Raw genomic sequence first — 15,343 nt, forward strand, 5'->3', positions numbered from 1 at the left:
AGAAAGGCTTCCCAAAATGGGAAGCCCTTATCACATAACAAGGATTAAATTAGCTTGCTTTGTCTTTTTTCTCCGGTTTGCCAGTGATGATCAATTTCATTGTTTTCAGTGATGTCATTTTTCCTGCGAAATTCTCTGCTTCGGATATCAGAGTATGTGTTCCATTCGCAAGGTCAAGGGTGATTGAAAATTTGCCATCATTGCCTGTCTTGACGGAATCAATGAGTGTTACTTTATTGCCCTGCTGTTCGTAAATGTGGATCGTCGTTCCCGAATCGGCCATCCCGGTGATCGTTGCCGGCTCTCCCTTAACAATCAATTCTTCCTGATCGAATGCAGGTGCTGAAGGGATTTCTTGTGTTGCATCCTTTGACCATCGCAGGGCATTGATGAATACCTGTCTTCCTTCCTGTGTCCATCCATAATCAGGCCCGATGATATTCGTGACGGCAAAAGAAGACATCAGTAAATGCATATGTTCCTTGCTCCTGAATTCATAAGCAATTGATTCTCCTTTGCTCTTATCATCTACAGAGAGGCTCGCAACAGCGATTCCCGGATAATTCTTGAACGTCGAATACGGACTTCTGGCAGCATGGATTTTGATTCTTCCATCTGGATCTGTATTCAGTCCCTCAAAGATTGGATGTTTATTTGCTGAATTAAGGTAAACCGCTCCCTCGTTGTATCCCTGTTGGTCCATTTCGGGTTTGCCTTCAATTTCACTCAGTCTTGGGATTGAGCCTTCGGCCACACCCCATGATCCAGTGAATACAAGGGTAGTTTTATGCTCATCGCTTTCGCTGATCAGCTGCTGGAATTGTTCCTTTGTCCCTTTGTTCGTATTCACAAGGATGACCTCGTATTTGCCGACATTGCCGAGAATATCCCAGCCTTTTTCTTCCGCATAGAGCTTTTGCCCATTTAGCAGTGCTGTCAGCGAACCATTTACATCACCTAATACAGCAGCTTCAAAGGCATTCAAGTCTATGTTTGTTTCCTTGTCGTCTTCCCCAATTTCAACCTCGATCGCTTCCTGAAGATACCCTTCTGCAGAAACCTTTAGTGTATATTCACCAGGCAGCAGGTTTTCGAATCTGAAGCTCCCTTTCTCATCGCTTCGTGCCTCGAGGTAAAAGTCAGGCTGGTCTTTCGGAATCAGTGTCAGTAATGCACCGGCAATGGCTGACTTTTCTTTTTTGCTCATGATGGAACCGCTAAAATCAGCTCCATTAATTGCTTCTAGCGTGAAATTCACATCGGCACTGTTCCCAAGGTCCGCAACTTCTGCTTGTTTTGTCTGTTCAGCAAATCCGCGTGCCTGTACCTTTACCGCATACTCACCGACGCCTATGCCGAATCTGTACATACCTTCTGCATTTGTCGTGGTTTTCATGTTCGTTCCTTCGATTGATACCAGCGCACCAGCAACAGGTTTTCCTTGAGTGTCCTTAACTGTTCCTTTAATTTCACCCTGGCTGGCAGTCAGGGCAAAATCAATGGCATTCAGGTAAATCGCCTTTGCGTGATCTGTCCATCTGTCATTTGGATGTCCGTAATTACCTATTTTGAGTGCTGATAGCAGGATATGAACACTGTTTGATGAACTGAATTTATAGCCAATCGTACTGCCCAGTTCACCTTTTACTGGATTCGTCAAAGTGGCAAGAGAAGTTCCGCTGTAGTTTTGATAAACAGAATACTGTACAGCTCCCTTCGGATTCAATAAGAATGGAATCTCATCTCCTTCATTGAATCCCTTCAGAATCGGATGTGACTCATCCACTCTCAAGTTAATTTCCTTGTCCGCATAGCTGTTCACAAGAGCTTGAGGATCTCCGTATGCGTCTCTTAAATCCCCAATCGGTCCTCCAAACATGGCAGTGAAAATCATGCTGACTCCGCGGGCATTCGCTTTATCAATCATTGCCCTTAATCGGTCTTTATTCATTGAAGTCGTAGTGTCATTGACGATAACCAGTTTGTAATTTGGTATTTCGTCAATCAGACTTTCGAATTCCGTATATGGATAGAGGTCAGCCTCATAGCCATTGCTTTCGAGAAATGGCAAGATTTTATCGCTTTGATAAGGGTTGGCAAGCAACGCAATTTTCTCTGAAACAACAAGGTTCACATTCAGTTCTGCTTGTTGGTCCTTTGTAATTTCAACACTTTGGAAAGTCGGTGCATAGCCTGTTGCGATCACCCTTACTTCATAGCTGCCTGAAGGAAGAGTTGCCTGGTAATTTCCTTCTGCATTGGTCTTGACTGACACAGGGGTACCGAGCACCTCGATTCTTGCTTCGGCTATCGGGTCTTTCGTTGACGCATCGACAATTCTGCCGGTCAGAATGCCTGAATCGACTGACTGAATGGTGAAGGATTTTGAAATCAACTCACCGTTGTCAATTACAATGGAAAACTCCGTTCCGCTGTGTCCGAATGCTTCCACAGTCAGCGTATATGTCCCTTCCTCCAAAGCTGCAAAGAATTTGCCATCGTCATCAGTTTCATAGGTTTTGCCTGTTTCATTGACTGTAACAGTTGCCTTCAATGGTCCATTTTCATTCCGGACTGTTCCATGCAGTTCACCGACTAGTGCTTCTTTCTCGTCGATGGCCCAATTCAGCGCATTGGCTAAAAGCTGTTCCCGGGACGGGTCGAATGATTCATTCGGTTTGAAGACATGACTGATGGTCATATTGGCAAGCAGGATTTCGACTGAGTCTGTTGTCCTGCCCTTATAGGCAACCATACTTCCCTTCTCACCTGTCTGAGAATGGGAGAAGTCTACGACCGTTGTTCCTGAGTAGCCGCTGAATCCATAGTAATAGCCGGATTTTGCCGGGATCTCAATTGTATCTCCTGTTTCGTAACCTGACGTTAATGGGTGTTCTCCAAGTACTGTTCCCTGGGCACCAGGTTTATTGTTATGTTCGAATATGGTCTTTGGGTCATCCATGTAATCCTGTAAATAACGGATGGAACCACGTCCTCCTGCCTGGCCAGTCCAGATGACGGAAATCCGTTTTTCATCCAGTGCCTTTTGGAATGCCAGGAATACATCCTTCGATGGAACAAGGCTTGGGGCATAATCAGAATTGGCGAACACCACATCCACTTCATCCAATTTGTCCAGTTCCTTATAATCCATGCTGATGACCTTGTATCCTCTTTCCTCCAGATATTGCTTATAGGTCGTACCTGAAGCAGTCAAGTCGACGATGACTCCAACTGTTGGCGACGGCCTTAATTTTACATTGACCGCTGCTTTCTGTTTGTCTGTGATCTTAACAGGAATGTCCTGACGTACATATCCTGCTTTCTCTACTCTTAAGGTGTAATCTCCTGGCTCAATTTTAGTAAGATTGTATTGGCCCTGGAGATTGGAGGCTGCTTCTCTAGGGTTTCCTATAAGAATGACTTTCGCCCCTTCAATGGCATTCCCGTCCTTGAGATTCTCGACAGTTCCGGAAATGGAACCAGTATTTTCTGCGACCTCCATCGAGATCGATAATGGATTGCTTTCCTGATTTGCGGTAACTTTCACCATCTTAGGAGCATAGCCGAATGCATTTACCTCCAGTTCGTATTCGCCTTCATTGATTGCGATGGAGAAGCCGCCATTTTCGACACTGGATTGAGTCTGGAATGGTTCCCCTTTTACCTTGATTTCTGCTTTTAACGGTTGTCCTGCCTCATCAAGAATGGTTCCGCTCACCACAGGGAATTCAACATTGGCTGCCCAGAGAACGGCATTGATCAGCATTTGTTTTCCTTCGTCGGTATAATCCTTAGCTCCATGATAAGACGTGAAGCCATGTCCGCTCATCAACAGTTCAACACTGCGCCCTGATCTTGGTTTATACGCAACTCCCAGGCCATGTGTAGTATCTAAACCTTCATGTTTAATCTCTGCCAGTGGATACCCGCTGTAATCTTTGAAATATCCTACGGCACTTGACGAAGGGGTAAGAATTTCAACTATTTCTCCGGCGGCTGCTCCGCTGAAGATGGGATGCTCTTCAAGAATTTTGTATTGTGCCGCTTCGTTCGTTTTCCTGATGGTATTGCGCATTTTTGGGTCCTGCCTGTGATTGACGAGATGATTGATCCCGGAACCGCTCCAGTAAGCATCTCCAAAAATAAGACTAGTTTCTGACTGGTCTGCTGCAGCCATCATTTCATCAAAAACTTTTTTATTCAGGGCAGATGTAGGCTCATTAAAGAAGATGACATCAAACTCTGCCATTCTCCTGACCAAATCAGCGGGCTGGATATCCAACACATTCACACCGATTTCTCTGAACATCGCCTTGAAATTTTTATCTGCCGAGAAATAATCTCCCACAACCCCTACCGAAGGCATGGTATGAAGCTGGATGTCAAGTTCTCCTGAGTGACGGGCAACATCTACATTTTGAGAATGGGCAATGTAGCCTTCCTTGCTGAATACCAGTGTATAAGATTCCTCCTCCAGTCCAGATAGTTCATACCGGCCATTTGCGCCTGTCTGGACTTCAGTAAACGGTTCACCTGCTTCGTTTTTAACTGACACTGTTACGTCCTGCAGCTGCATTCCAGATAACGAATCGGTAACAATACCTGTCAGCACACCCCTCTCAGATTCTCCGAGGACGATTTCAACATTCTCGACGGCTCCTTTGGCAACAGTAACTCTTGCCGTTTTGGAACCCAGCCCTTTGGCGCGAATCTCGATTGTGAAATCACCTTCGTCATGGAAGAAGGTAAAGCTGCCGTTCTTGTCTGTCTTTGTCTTCACACCAGTTTCAATCACCTCGATAGTTCCTTCAACCGGTTCACCTGAAGGGTTGGTTACCGTTCCAGTGATTTTCCCGAATGTGGCACTATATAGATAATCAATACTATTGAACAGAATTTGCTGCTGTCCTCTGTACCATGCTTTTGCTGATTCCCATGGAACAGTTGAATGGCTTGACAGCAGTAAATGGGCACTCTCTTCTGAAATGGCATTATAGGCAACCCCTGAACCGACAAATCCAAGATCTGTATTGCCAATTTTGCCAATCGTCCTTCCTGAGTATTGGTTGAACCAGGCAAAATCTGCGTTGTGTTCCAACACACTGATTCTGTCGCCTGGTTTGTATCCTTTGAAAATTGGATGCTCAGCTTCTACCTGGATCCTTACTTCTCCACCATCATAATCGTGGCCAAGCTCCTTTGGATCCTGAATGAAGTCTTTTAAGTGATGAATCGATCCGTAGTTCGCTCCCCATTGGTCGGTAAAAATAATGCTGACATTTTGTTCCTTCGCATTTTGGAGCAGCTTTTTAAATTGTTCCTCTGACGGCTTGGCGCCATCTGAACCATATCCGCCATTCAGGTAAATGACTTTATAGCGTCCTGGATCATCGGCTATTTCCCAGCCGCGTTCTTCGGCAATATAGCCGTTAGCATTCAGCAGATTTGTGATCTCACTTTTATAATCGTCGAGGACTGCGATATCGATAGGCTGAAGTTCAAATGTCATTTCAGTTTTTTCGCCGGCTGTAACCTCAACCTCCGTTTGACCGTTCTTATAGCCATTCAACGCGATCGTAGCCGTGTAAGTTCCCTCAAAGACATCGTTCACAGCAAACGTGCCTTCTGTATTGGTCTTCCCCTCAATTGGGGAACCGTTGAGCTTGATTTCGGCTCCAACCACCGGCTCTTGTGTACGTTTGTCTGTTATCTTTAAAGCGAATGATCCTTTTTCAGCCTCTTCAAATTGATAATTTCTCGTATTTTGATAGCCTGAGACCAAATTGATTGTTTCAATCATCTGCTTTTTTCCGTAAAATGAAGCACTGATTGTATATTCACCAGGCTGGTGCTTCAGCACATAGTTTCCGTCATTGTCCGCGCTGACTGTTTTTCCTGTCTCGGCTACTGTGACAGATCCCTTTATAGCCTTTCCGCTGCTATCCTTTAATGAACCTTTTATGATTCCAGGTGAAGAGTAGCTTTGGATTCCTGCCTGGTGCGGGACGATGACCTGGCCAGGAAGAATCGGGATTCCTGAAGTACTGTAGACTGGCAGACTGAAATCTTTCAGTCTCTCACCAGTATATACGTCAATAACAGAAAGGTTGCCGCTCGTCCCGGCAAAGAACAAGAGTCCATTTGCTGACACCGATCCATTGTTCAACGTTGTACCAACTGATCGGTTATTCCATAACTCTTCCCCGTTTTTTGCGTCAAATGCTCGCAAGACCGGCTGGCCTGCTGAACCGATGATCACCCTATTTTCATAGATGATCGGTGAACCTGCCTGTGTATCTCCAATCCCTGGAGTTTTCCATTTTTCCTTCCCGCTTTTTGCTTCAAGGGCATACAGCGTACCGGCTTCAGTATTGAAATTTGTGCCGGCTACATAAAGTGTTCCATTGTCATAAACAGGTTTGGAAGCAACCCCTTCATTAACAAGTGTTTTATTCCAAACTTCAGAGCCGTCTTCAATCCGTAAAGCTCTTAGTTTCTGATTGTCATAGCTTCCAACAAAAAGCATTCCATCCCCGGCACTCGGACCGAAATACGTCGGCGCACTGAGGGCTGTATCCCATTTCTTTTCACCAGTTTCGGCGTTCAATGCCGTAAGCTTCGCACCATCAGTTAAATCCGATGCCACGAACAAAGTTCCTTCCAAGAATAATGGAGATTCATAGATTGGTTTTCCTCCAACTGCTGTCGTCCAGACGTTGCTTCCGGATTTCAGATCGAGCGCATAGATTTTTCCATCTTCCCCGCCAGACAGAAATACGGTATTCCCTTCAATTGTTGGAGATGATCTGTTGGTCTTGCCTATCCTGACAGCCCATTTTTCTTCGCCTGTTGCAGCATCAAGAGCGACGGCGTAACCGCTGTCAGTAGTAAGTACTAATACTTCTTTTGTAGCGGAAGGAGTCGAAAATAAGATTTTCCCTTTTCCTGAGGTGTCATAGGCCCAGCCTTTCTCAAGTGCATCAATATCGATGCCGTTTCGGGAGACAGCATTCCGATGCACGTTACCGTTTGCCATTTGCCAATCACCACTTGACTGTGATGCTTGAGGGCTCACTTTCACTTCAATAACAGCATTTGTTCCCGCATCTATTTCCTTTGCCAGACCGGTTATGCCCTCTCCTGATATTTGCAGGACATACTTACCGCCAGGCAGATTATTGATTTCGAACATTCCATTTTCATCTGTCCGGTAAAATGGCAATGGAGTATCCATTACCCGGATATATGCATAAGGGACAGCTTTTCCAGATTCATCAGAAACCTTTCCTTTGAGGGAATATGTCAGGGCATCTTCCAGGATCCAGTCAATAGATAAAGTTTCTCCTCTGTTCAGATTGATCGTGGTTTCAAACTCCTTGTAACCGAAGGATGAAATCCTTACCTTATGGCTGCCCTCCCTGATTTTAAAGCTGAAGTTTCCTTCTTTTCCAATTTGTAAGGAAAGGCCTTCTTTTTCAATTTTTAACTCACCCTGGACAGGCTTTCCTTCCTTATTTTTTAATGACCCTTTTAATTCTCCAGCAAAGGCTGTTTCAGTAACCGCCTGATAGATATTCATGATGCCGCTGCCATAGGAGTCATTCGGCAGGCTGCCCATATGCGGTTCTACCCTTGCTGTCTGGATAAGCGTTTCTTTTACCTGGTCAACTGTCAGGTTGGGATTTGCCTGCAGCAGTAATGCAATCCCTCCAGTAACATGAGGGGTTGCCATGGAAGTCCCGCTGATTGTATGGTACTTTCCTTCATTCCGTTTTGCCGGCCATGCTGAATAAATTTTGTGGCCAGGTGCGGAAATATCCGGTTTGATGATTCGCCGTTCCTGTCCGTTTTCATCTTTCCAGAAAACCGGCCCTCTGCTTGAAAAATAGGCGGTTTGGTCATGGATATCAGTCGCGCCGACAGCAAATGTTTCTGGGAAACTTCCTGGTGATCCGATTGTCTGCGAACCAGGACCATCATTTCCCGCAGCGAAAGATGGGAAAATTCCTGCTGCTATCCATGCTTTCACATCTTCGTAGAATTCAAGATTATAAGTATTTGAATTTCCCCAGGAGTTATTGACGACATGCGGAGCCTTAGACGGGTCCCCGCCAGGAGCCATGAACCACTGGAATGCCTGGTGGATGGCTGAGAGAGTTGTGGATCCGCCATCATTGAAGATCTTCGCAGCGATCCATTCTGCTTCCGGAGCTACACCGATAGGTTCGCCAGCTCCGCCGCCAACTGCCGAACCGGCTACATGTGTTCCATGGCCATTTCCATCATTCGGGGTTGCGTAATTTTGTCCTGATAAATCAATCCATGAATATTGATGATTGCCATCCCGGCCGCGGTAATTGTGCTTAAGAGCTTCATGATTGCCATCCACTCCTGAGTCCATGATACCAACGACAATCCCTTCCCCTTTTAATCCGTACTGTCCCCATACCTTTGGAGCATAGATTTTCTCTAATCCCCACTGAGGTAGTTTTGGAGGGTTTTCTTCTACTGTAACCTCTGGCAAACTCAATGTCTCATCCAGAGAGATCTCCGCTATGTCATCACGCTGGTTCAATTCTTCTAGTGCTTCCTTTGTAATGGTTGCAGAAATTCCGTTAATGATCCAAAGTGATTCTTTCTTTTTTGCTTTTCCCTTCGTTTCAAGTGAAGCCAGCGCGTTTTGGACCCCTTTTTGGGAATGACTCGCTTTTTCTTTAAGGTGGTCCTGTACGGCCTGAATTTTATCAGCCCGCTTTTTCTTGGTCTTTACTTGAGGATACACCTGGTTGAGGTCCGGCTTTTCCTTCATTCTGATGATGACATCGATTTCTTTTTTCTTACCAAAAGCTGTTTGAAGAGTGGCTTCTTTCTCTTCCCTTTCTTTCCCATTTTCCTCAGCCCCTTTTAATGGTGGCGGCTCGATGCCCAGACCTTTAAGCAATGATGTCAGTTCTTCATCCTCTTGGGTTTCTTTTTGCTCAGGTTCTCCAGTTTTGTGTTGCTGTTCTCGCTGTTTCTCAAAAATCAGTTCTTCTTCTGAAAAACTCTTCGGTTTCGGGTCTGCTGCATAGGCCAACTGGCTGGAAAAGGTAGAAAAAATCATCATTATAGCCAGTATGATAGCTGAAATCTTTCTTGATGTTTGCTTCGTCTTTCTTCTCATTTCTTGCACCCCCTGAGTATTTGATTATCGAAGAAATACTGCAAAATTTTGTAAATTCCTTTAAATATAAAGAATATTTTAACTTTTCAGACTAAAATAACCCGAAAGAACTATTAAGCATTGTGACTTTAGAAGGATAGTCCTTAATTTATTGAAGATTTGTAAACGGTCTGATTATTTTTAAACATACCTCGATACATGTCCATTCCTTTCTAAATTTCATGCATATAAATATATAAAAGCTATATTGACTGTCATATTCTTTCTATTTTTAAGGTTCATCGTAACTATGCGTCTATTATCAACTCAACTTAAAAAGATGCTTGCGTGTGGTACGGTAACCTATCGACAAGCACACTAAAACATTATTCACGGAGAAACCTCATTATGGAAAAGATTTGGCAGGCTAAAAGGATGTGAAAAGGATGATTATACTTATTAGTGATTTACACTTAATGGACGGAACTGCAGGTAGGCATCATGTTGAATCTGAACTTTTCAGAGATACTTTTATTGAACTTGCCCGCCAGGCAAATGCTGCGCTGAATCATTTAAATACAGACGATATGAGTATTAAAATAGTTCTTTTAGGGGATATTTTTGATGTGATAAGGACAGAAAGATGGTTCCAAGAAAAAGTTGGAAGTGAAATAATTGAAGTTCCTTTATCTGATCGTCCATGGGGAAATACAGCTAATAAGAAAACAGAAGCGGTAGCCTATGATATTTTGAGTAATATAATGAAAGAGAATAAGGAGATAATATCAATTCTATCCGGAAGAGAATGGAAAGAGCTAGGATTTCCAAAACGTCCCGAAATCGTTTACATTCCGGGAAATCATGATCGTTTATGTAGTGTATATCCCGCTTTGAGAAAACGAGTAATCAATGAACTCAACTTGCAAGGTTTGTCGTCAAAGAATGATCAATTTCCTACTTATTTTCTGGACGAACAGCATGGGGTGTTTGCGCGGCATGGGCACGAATGGGACCCATTTAATTTTGAAGGAGATCACAAAAACCTAAAAAGTTATATGCAAACCCCAATTGGTGACGTGATCGCAGCTGAGATTGCCTCAAAACTCCCTATAGTGGTGGGTAAAAGGCTAAGAGAGTTAAGCCTTTCAGAGAAAGATATCAATCAAATATGCAATAATTTTAGGAATCTATTTGATGTCAGACCTATTTCTGCAATTATTCCTTGGCTCTCATATCAAGTTAAACGGTATGAAGAGTTTGGGGACCTTGTACAAGATGCCATTAATTCGGCATTTCGGCAAGTCGGAGAGGAATTCATGGAAATTCCTTTTGTTAAGGAGTGGATAAAAAAACATGATCGCTTCTGGCATCCTCTTGATAACGGTGATAAAGTGCAGCTGATAGGTACTCTATTAAGAACATTTGATATATCAAATTCGGTGTGGAAGCTACAGCTTTTTGACAAATGGGATACAGTCAAGGAATTCGTCCACGAAAGCAAATATCTCGCTGGTGCAAAAGAAGATTTAGAATACTTGCCTGAAAAATACCAATACGTACTTTATGGTCATACACATGACCCTTATAAAAAGACAATAGGCATTGTTAAAGAAAAAAATAGAGCAAAACAAAAAGAACGGGTTTATTTGAACACAGGCACATGGAGGCCCAAATATCATCAGGCTCTTAAGGAAAATGGTTTCTCGAAATGGAACAACCTAACGTATACTATTATCTATAAGCCCGGAGAGATGTTCGCAGGTACACCAGTTAAGACTCCTTTATTTGAGCTGTGGACTGGTACAATCAATAATTAGGAACCATAATGGCTGACTAGAAAATTACATCAGAAGACCCTAAAATGGTCTTTCTTTTTTTTTTGACTTCAGCGAAAAACATTTACCGGCGTAAATAAAAATGCCGTATTTGCAGCTATTACGGACATTATTTTTCTATAGGCTCTGTTAAATTTGGTTGTTGAATTCCGTTACAGGCGCTTCGCTTTCCGCGGGAAGAATATGAAAAAGACCAACTGCCGTCTTTTTCATAAGCAATTCTTCCTCGGGGCTGGCGCTGAGCCTCCTCGCCGCCGTTGGCGTCTGCGGGGTCTTACCTGTCAAGCTGATCCCGCACGAGTCTACGCGCTTTCCACTACAATCCACAGGTGTTAATATTAACATTGTACTTTAACAGACATTCATGCAAATAAATTGGCACATAAGGGAATGAAAACTATCCCCCCTTGTCAATAAAGTTATTGCGGTTGGCGTCAAGAGGTCATGGCTCTGTGATGCTGCGAGCTCTATTAACAGACGGACCCCAACGCCTGGTGCACATATGATCATTTTCAGTATTTGGAAGATTGCAATTTTATCTAACTGGAATTACTTGGGCATTGCAAGCTGTCTCATAGAATTCAATTGGTCCTGCCTGGTCAATAATGACTTTCCTTTTGCCTTTAAGCTTCATTTCATTAAGGCAGCAATGAAGCAGAGATACGCCAATCCCCTCAGACCTCCTGTTAAGAGCGGTTCCCATCGGACCAAAATGGCCATTGGTATTGTATACAGCAAATCCAACTATTTTGCCCGATGAATCCTTTGCAATAATAATAGGAGGGTGAAGCTGAGAGAATGCGTTTTTTATAGATTCGTTCCAGCGGCCGGAAAATTCCTCCTCGATAAACCGCATCAAACCATCGGCATCCAAGTTCGTTACTTTCCTTATGTTCCTGTAAGATATTTCAGGAGCAGTATAATCAGAAAGATTTACCAGCATATCCCTTGATACAGCTGCAAGAGACAAAAGAGCATGACTTTGCTCCTGAGACAATAACCCTTCTGTAAGACCCGTAGTTATTAATGCCTTAATTACATGCCCCAAATTGAGATAGATTTGATTATAGGAATTCATATAGTTGATTGAAACTTGGAGCACTTGCTTTGTCTCAGTACTGACTGGTGACTTAAAAGGTTTAAATAAAATCCCTGGAGTTGAGTTCTCCGCCCGTATTATTGAATTTTTTAGTGAAACAATATCAATGCCAGTTTTCTCCTTTGCTTCTTTAACAGGAGTAGAACCATCATCCAAACAACCTATCAATAAGTGCGCAGGCAACAAACAACTGCTTTTTGTTTTGATTCTCTCCTGATCAGCAAGTTCGATTGCTTTTGCCAATTGTCTTGTGAACTTCACATTCTTATAATCCATCCACAGCCTCCTATCGAAAAGTTGAGTAATTTTTTTTGAAAGCTTACTGAAATGCTTTTTTTACTTTTATTTCTGAGAATAAACCTCTTTTTCCTTCTTGTATGATAGAACCTTCATTTTTTACAGAATGGATGGAGTTAACCATAATATTTTCTGGTTTCAAGCACTAACTTTTAAGCTCTTTACTTTCTTCCTGATGGTCGAGTAGCTGTGTAGGGCCATTCCCAGCATGACGACAAAGATGCCAAACCAAGATAATGGTGAAGGCAGCGGCATGGATAAAATAACAAGTTCTCCAGCCAGCGCGAAGAGGACCTCCATTGCCTGTGTAGCTTCAACTGCAGCAAGCTTTTGCATATTCCCCCTGACCATGTCAGTGGCTTTGAAGAAAAGGATGGTGGCAATCACTCCTGAGCTTAAGGCTACTAACAATGACTGGTAACTCTGGTTCATGGATGGCGGACCTTCGGTATATAGTCCATACAATGAGAGCAGAAACCAGAATGGCAAACTGGCCAGTGTCATGCCAAGGACCCGCTGGTAGGCATCTAATGAACCCTTTGTAAAATCCATCATCTTACGATTGCCCATCGGGTATGCAAAAGAGGCGATTAATACGGGCACAATGCCCAGCAAGGCAGTTTCGATTGGAATATGCTTTGCATGCTCAAGCTGCATGAGCAAGACTCCCAGCAGGATAATCATAGACATTCCAAGGCCTTTCAAGGGTAATTTCGCCCTCACCTTTACCAAACGGTTGTTGCTGTGCCGGGTTTCATAAAACAAAGGCGTTAGCAGAGCTCCCGAAATGATGGTAATCTGCCAGGTACCTGCTATTAGCCAGCCTGGCGAATAGGCTGCTGCATAAGTCAATGGAGCGTAAAATAGAACAAAGCCGACAAAACTCCACAGCAGCCAGGGAACCGGGTTTTGTTTCATCGACAGCAATAAGGGTTTCAAATTCCTTCTTAGAATTACGATCATCAGCAAGAATGGAACCATGAAAATATAGCGTAGAGAAGCACTCCAAATCCAGCTTCCCCCTGATAATTCCATCGATTGATTCAGGACGAATGTGAATGCAAAAAAGAACGCCGCAAAAATACCGAAGATTATTGGTCCCATCCAATCAAGTCCCTTCGTTTTTCTATCAAATATAGCATAAAAGATTAATTTTAACACCAGCTTTTTCCATAAAAAAAACGCCTGAAGGACCAGGCGTCAAATCTAGAATGTATTTTTTTCGCGGCTTAACTCTTCAGGCTTTTCATACGTCACATAGGTGCCGGCAATGAAGTCATGAAGCGACCTTTTGTCCTGGCGAAGACCCACCATAAAGGCACTGACGATTACCCCGATACCAAGCGTTAGCGTATAAACGATTCCTGCAACGATTGTCCGCATGATCATGGCACCGAAACCGAGCTTCTTACCGTTCACTTTCGCGATTCTTACACCAACAATCCTCTTTCCTATTGTATAACCGTACCATAATATTGGTACAAGCAATGTATAAAGAAAGTTTAATGACTGCGTGAAAAGATTTTCATCCCAGCTTCCTGTAGCCAAATAGCTGATGATTAAAAGCGGTACTCCGATTATGAGTCCATCTAAAATTGATGCCCCCAGTCTTACCCAAAAACCTGCCGGACTGTTCATACTGATTTCCTCCTGGTTGGTAAAGTTTGTTAGAAATCACTTTTTTGTAGTGTCTGTTTCAAATAAATCATTCGGCTTCATCGTAAGCCAAGGATGGATGAGGTTTTACACAATACTAATACATAATACATTAAGGGAAATTTTATTCTTGTTTTTTGGATCGTTCTTTGCCACTTTCTTTTTGTTTATTTTATTTCTGTATAACATTCATTCTTCTATCAAAAATTGTTCCTTTATAAGATTCTAAATTTTGACCTCTCAGGTTCGGGCCTTTTTTGATATTGGGAGATTAGTTCGTTAAGTCGCTCAAGCTGGAAAGCATAATCGTAGATTGCGGAACCAATGATGATCAGCCGCAGCCTGTGTTGTTGGTCAATGGTTTCATCCTGAATAATGGTTTCGAGAAATTGTCCCGTTTCCTCCACAATACCTTCTGTATCGGCAGCTTTTATTTTCCCCGAGAATTTTAGCAGGACCATTTCATGATATTGAATCAATTCCTCCAGATGCCGGTCAAATTCTTTGGTATCCTGGCGGTCGGGCTGGCTCTGGAAGAAATGGTCTTCTACAATATCAAGCAGCTTCGAACCTTGTTTTAGACAGGAAAGCATTTGTTTGAATACAACGATTTCCCTGACATCCGTAGGTTTAACCCTTGAAATCTTCTCCCTCTCTTCATCAAGGATTTTATAAAGTTCTTCAATTTTGTTGATATCTTTATTCAATTGATTCCATTGCGTTTGGAAGGTTTTTTCCGTCAGTTCATTGGAGATAACCGTTCTGATCAGCAAAGATAAGGTCCTGAAGCTCTCGTCCATTTTCTCTCTGAAATTCTTATTGAAGTTCGGAGGTGAGATGACGAGGTTGACAAGAAAAGCGGATCCCATCCCAACCAGGACGATGACGAACTTGTTGGCAGCAGTAATGATTCCCTCGAATTCCTGTGAACTCATCATGATTAATACGGTGATCAAGGTAAGAGAGATGGAGCTTTCCATTTTCAGCTTCAGGCTGATGATGATGACAATCACCACGACCAGTCCAATGACGATTGGGTTATTTCCAAATAAGTAGATTGAAGTAACGGCTATTACAGCTCCAAGTGTGTTTGCCTGGAATTGTTCGATCACTTGCTTCCAGGACCGGTAGATCGATGGCTGGATGGTGAATGTAGCAGCAATAGCAGCGAATACTGGCGGTTCCAGTCCTAAGCACCTCGTTATGTACAATGCAAGAACCACTGCCAGGCCTGTTTTCAAAACCCGTGGACCTAAAGTAATCAATTATGTATCCCTCACTCTCTTGAGTAAGCTTATATTCTATAATTAC

Annotated in this window: 6 protein-coding genes; 1 reads left to right on the forward strand and 5 read right to left on the reverse strand. The window is 43.1% G+C overall.

Annotation, left to right across the window (positions count from 1 at the left end; genetic code table 11):
* Positions 1–49: 49 nt before the first annotated feature.
* On the reverse strand, positions 50–9,166 hold the full coding sequence (locus EJA10_RS16605) for a carboxypeptidase regulatory-like domain-containing protein (RefSeq protein WP_125481148.1): 9,117 nt from the start codon (positions 9,164–9,166) through the stop codon (positions 50–52).
* A 425-nt stretch (positions 9,167–9,591) separates the two neighbouring features.
* On the opposite strand from EJA10_RS16605, the gene EJA10_RS16610 reads away from it, so the two are divergent.
* A complete protein-coding gene (locus tag EJA10_RS16610; RefSeq protein ID WP_125481149.1) occupies positions 9,592–10,962 on the forward strand; it encodes a metallophosphoesterase family protein in 1,371 nt (456 codons plus the stop codon).
* Between the two features lie 553 nt (positions 10,963–11,515).
* Here EJA10_RS16610 and EJA10_RS16615 read toward each other — a convergent pair.
* The 4 genes from EJA10_RS16615 to EJA10_RS16630 all read right to left on the reverse strand — a co-directional run bounded on the left by EJA10_RS16615 (position 11,516) and on the right by EJA10_RS16630 (position 15,297).
* Positions 11,516–12,355, reverse strand: coding sequence for a Clp protease N-terminal domain-containing protein (locus EJA10_RS16615; protein ID WP_125481150.1), 840 nt, complete (start codon positions 12,353–12,355; stop codon positions 11,516–11,518).
* Positions 12,356–12,514: 159 nt separating this feature from the next.
* Positions 12,515–13,480 (reverse strand): DMT family transporter, encoded by a 966-nt coding sequence (locus EJA10_RS16620; RefSeq protein ID WP_125481151.1) that lies wholly within the window; start codon positions 13,478–13,480, stop codon positions 12,515–12,517.
* 102 nt (positions 13,481–13,582) lie between these two features.
* Positions 13,583–14,014 carry an RDD family protein gene (locus EJA10_RS16625; RefSeq protein WP_170169169.1) on the reverse strand — a complete coding sequence of 144 codons (432 nt, stop codon included), beginning with the start codon at positions 14,012–14,014 and terminating at the stop codon, positions 13,583–13,585.
* A gap of 233 nt (positions 14,015–14,247) precedes the next feature.
* Positions 14,248–15,297: an FUSC family protein gene (locus tag EJA10_RS16630; RefSeq protein WP_246017828.1), complete on the reverse strand. Its 1,050-nt coding sequence runs from the start codon at positions 15,295–15,297 to the stop codon at positions 14,248–14,250.
* Between the last annotated feature and the right edge of the window lie 46 nt (positions 15,298–15,343).

This window comes from Mesobacillus subterraneus, assembly GCF_003937825.1.
Classification (GTDB): domain Bacteria; phylum Bacillota; class Bacilli; order Bacillales; family Cytobacillaceae; genus Mesobacillus; species Mesobacillus subterraneus.

Bases quoted from the DNA above. Each gene is read 5' to 3' on its own strand.
- EJA10_RS16605 (WP_125481148.1), bottom strand. From the start codon at position 9,166: ATGAGAAGAAAGACGAAGCAAACATCAAGAAAGATTTCAGCTATCATA.
- EJA10_RS16610 (WP_125481149.1), top strand. From the start codon at position 9,592: ATGATTATACTTATTAGTGATTTACACTTAATGGACGGAACTGCAGGT.
- EJA10_RS16615 (WP_125481150.1), bottom strand. From the start codon at position 12,355: ATGGATTATAAGAATGTGAAGTTCACAAGACAATTGGCAAAAGCAATC.
- EJA10_RS16620 (WP_125481151.1), bottom strand. From the start codon at position 13,480: ATGGGACCAATAATCTTCGGTATTTTTGCGGCGTTCTTTTTTGCATTC.
- EJA10_RS16625 (WP_170169169.1), bottom strand. From the start codon at position 14,014: ATGAACAGTCCGGCAGGTTTTTGGGTAAGACTGGGGGCATCAATTTTA.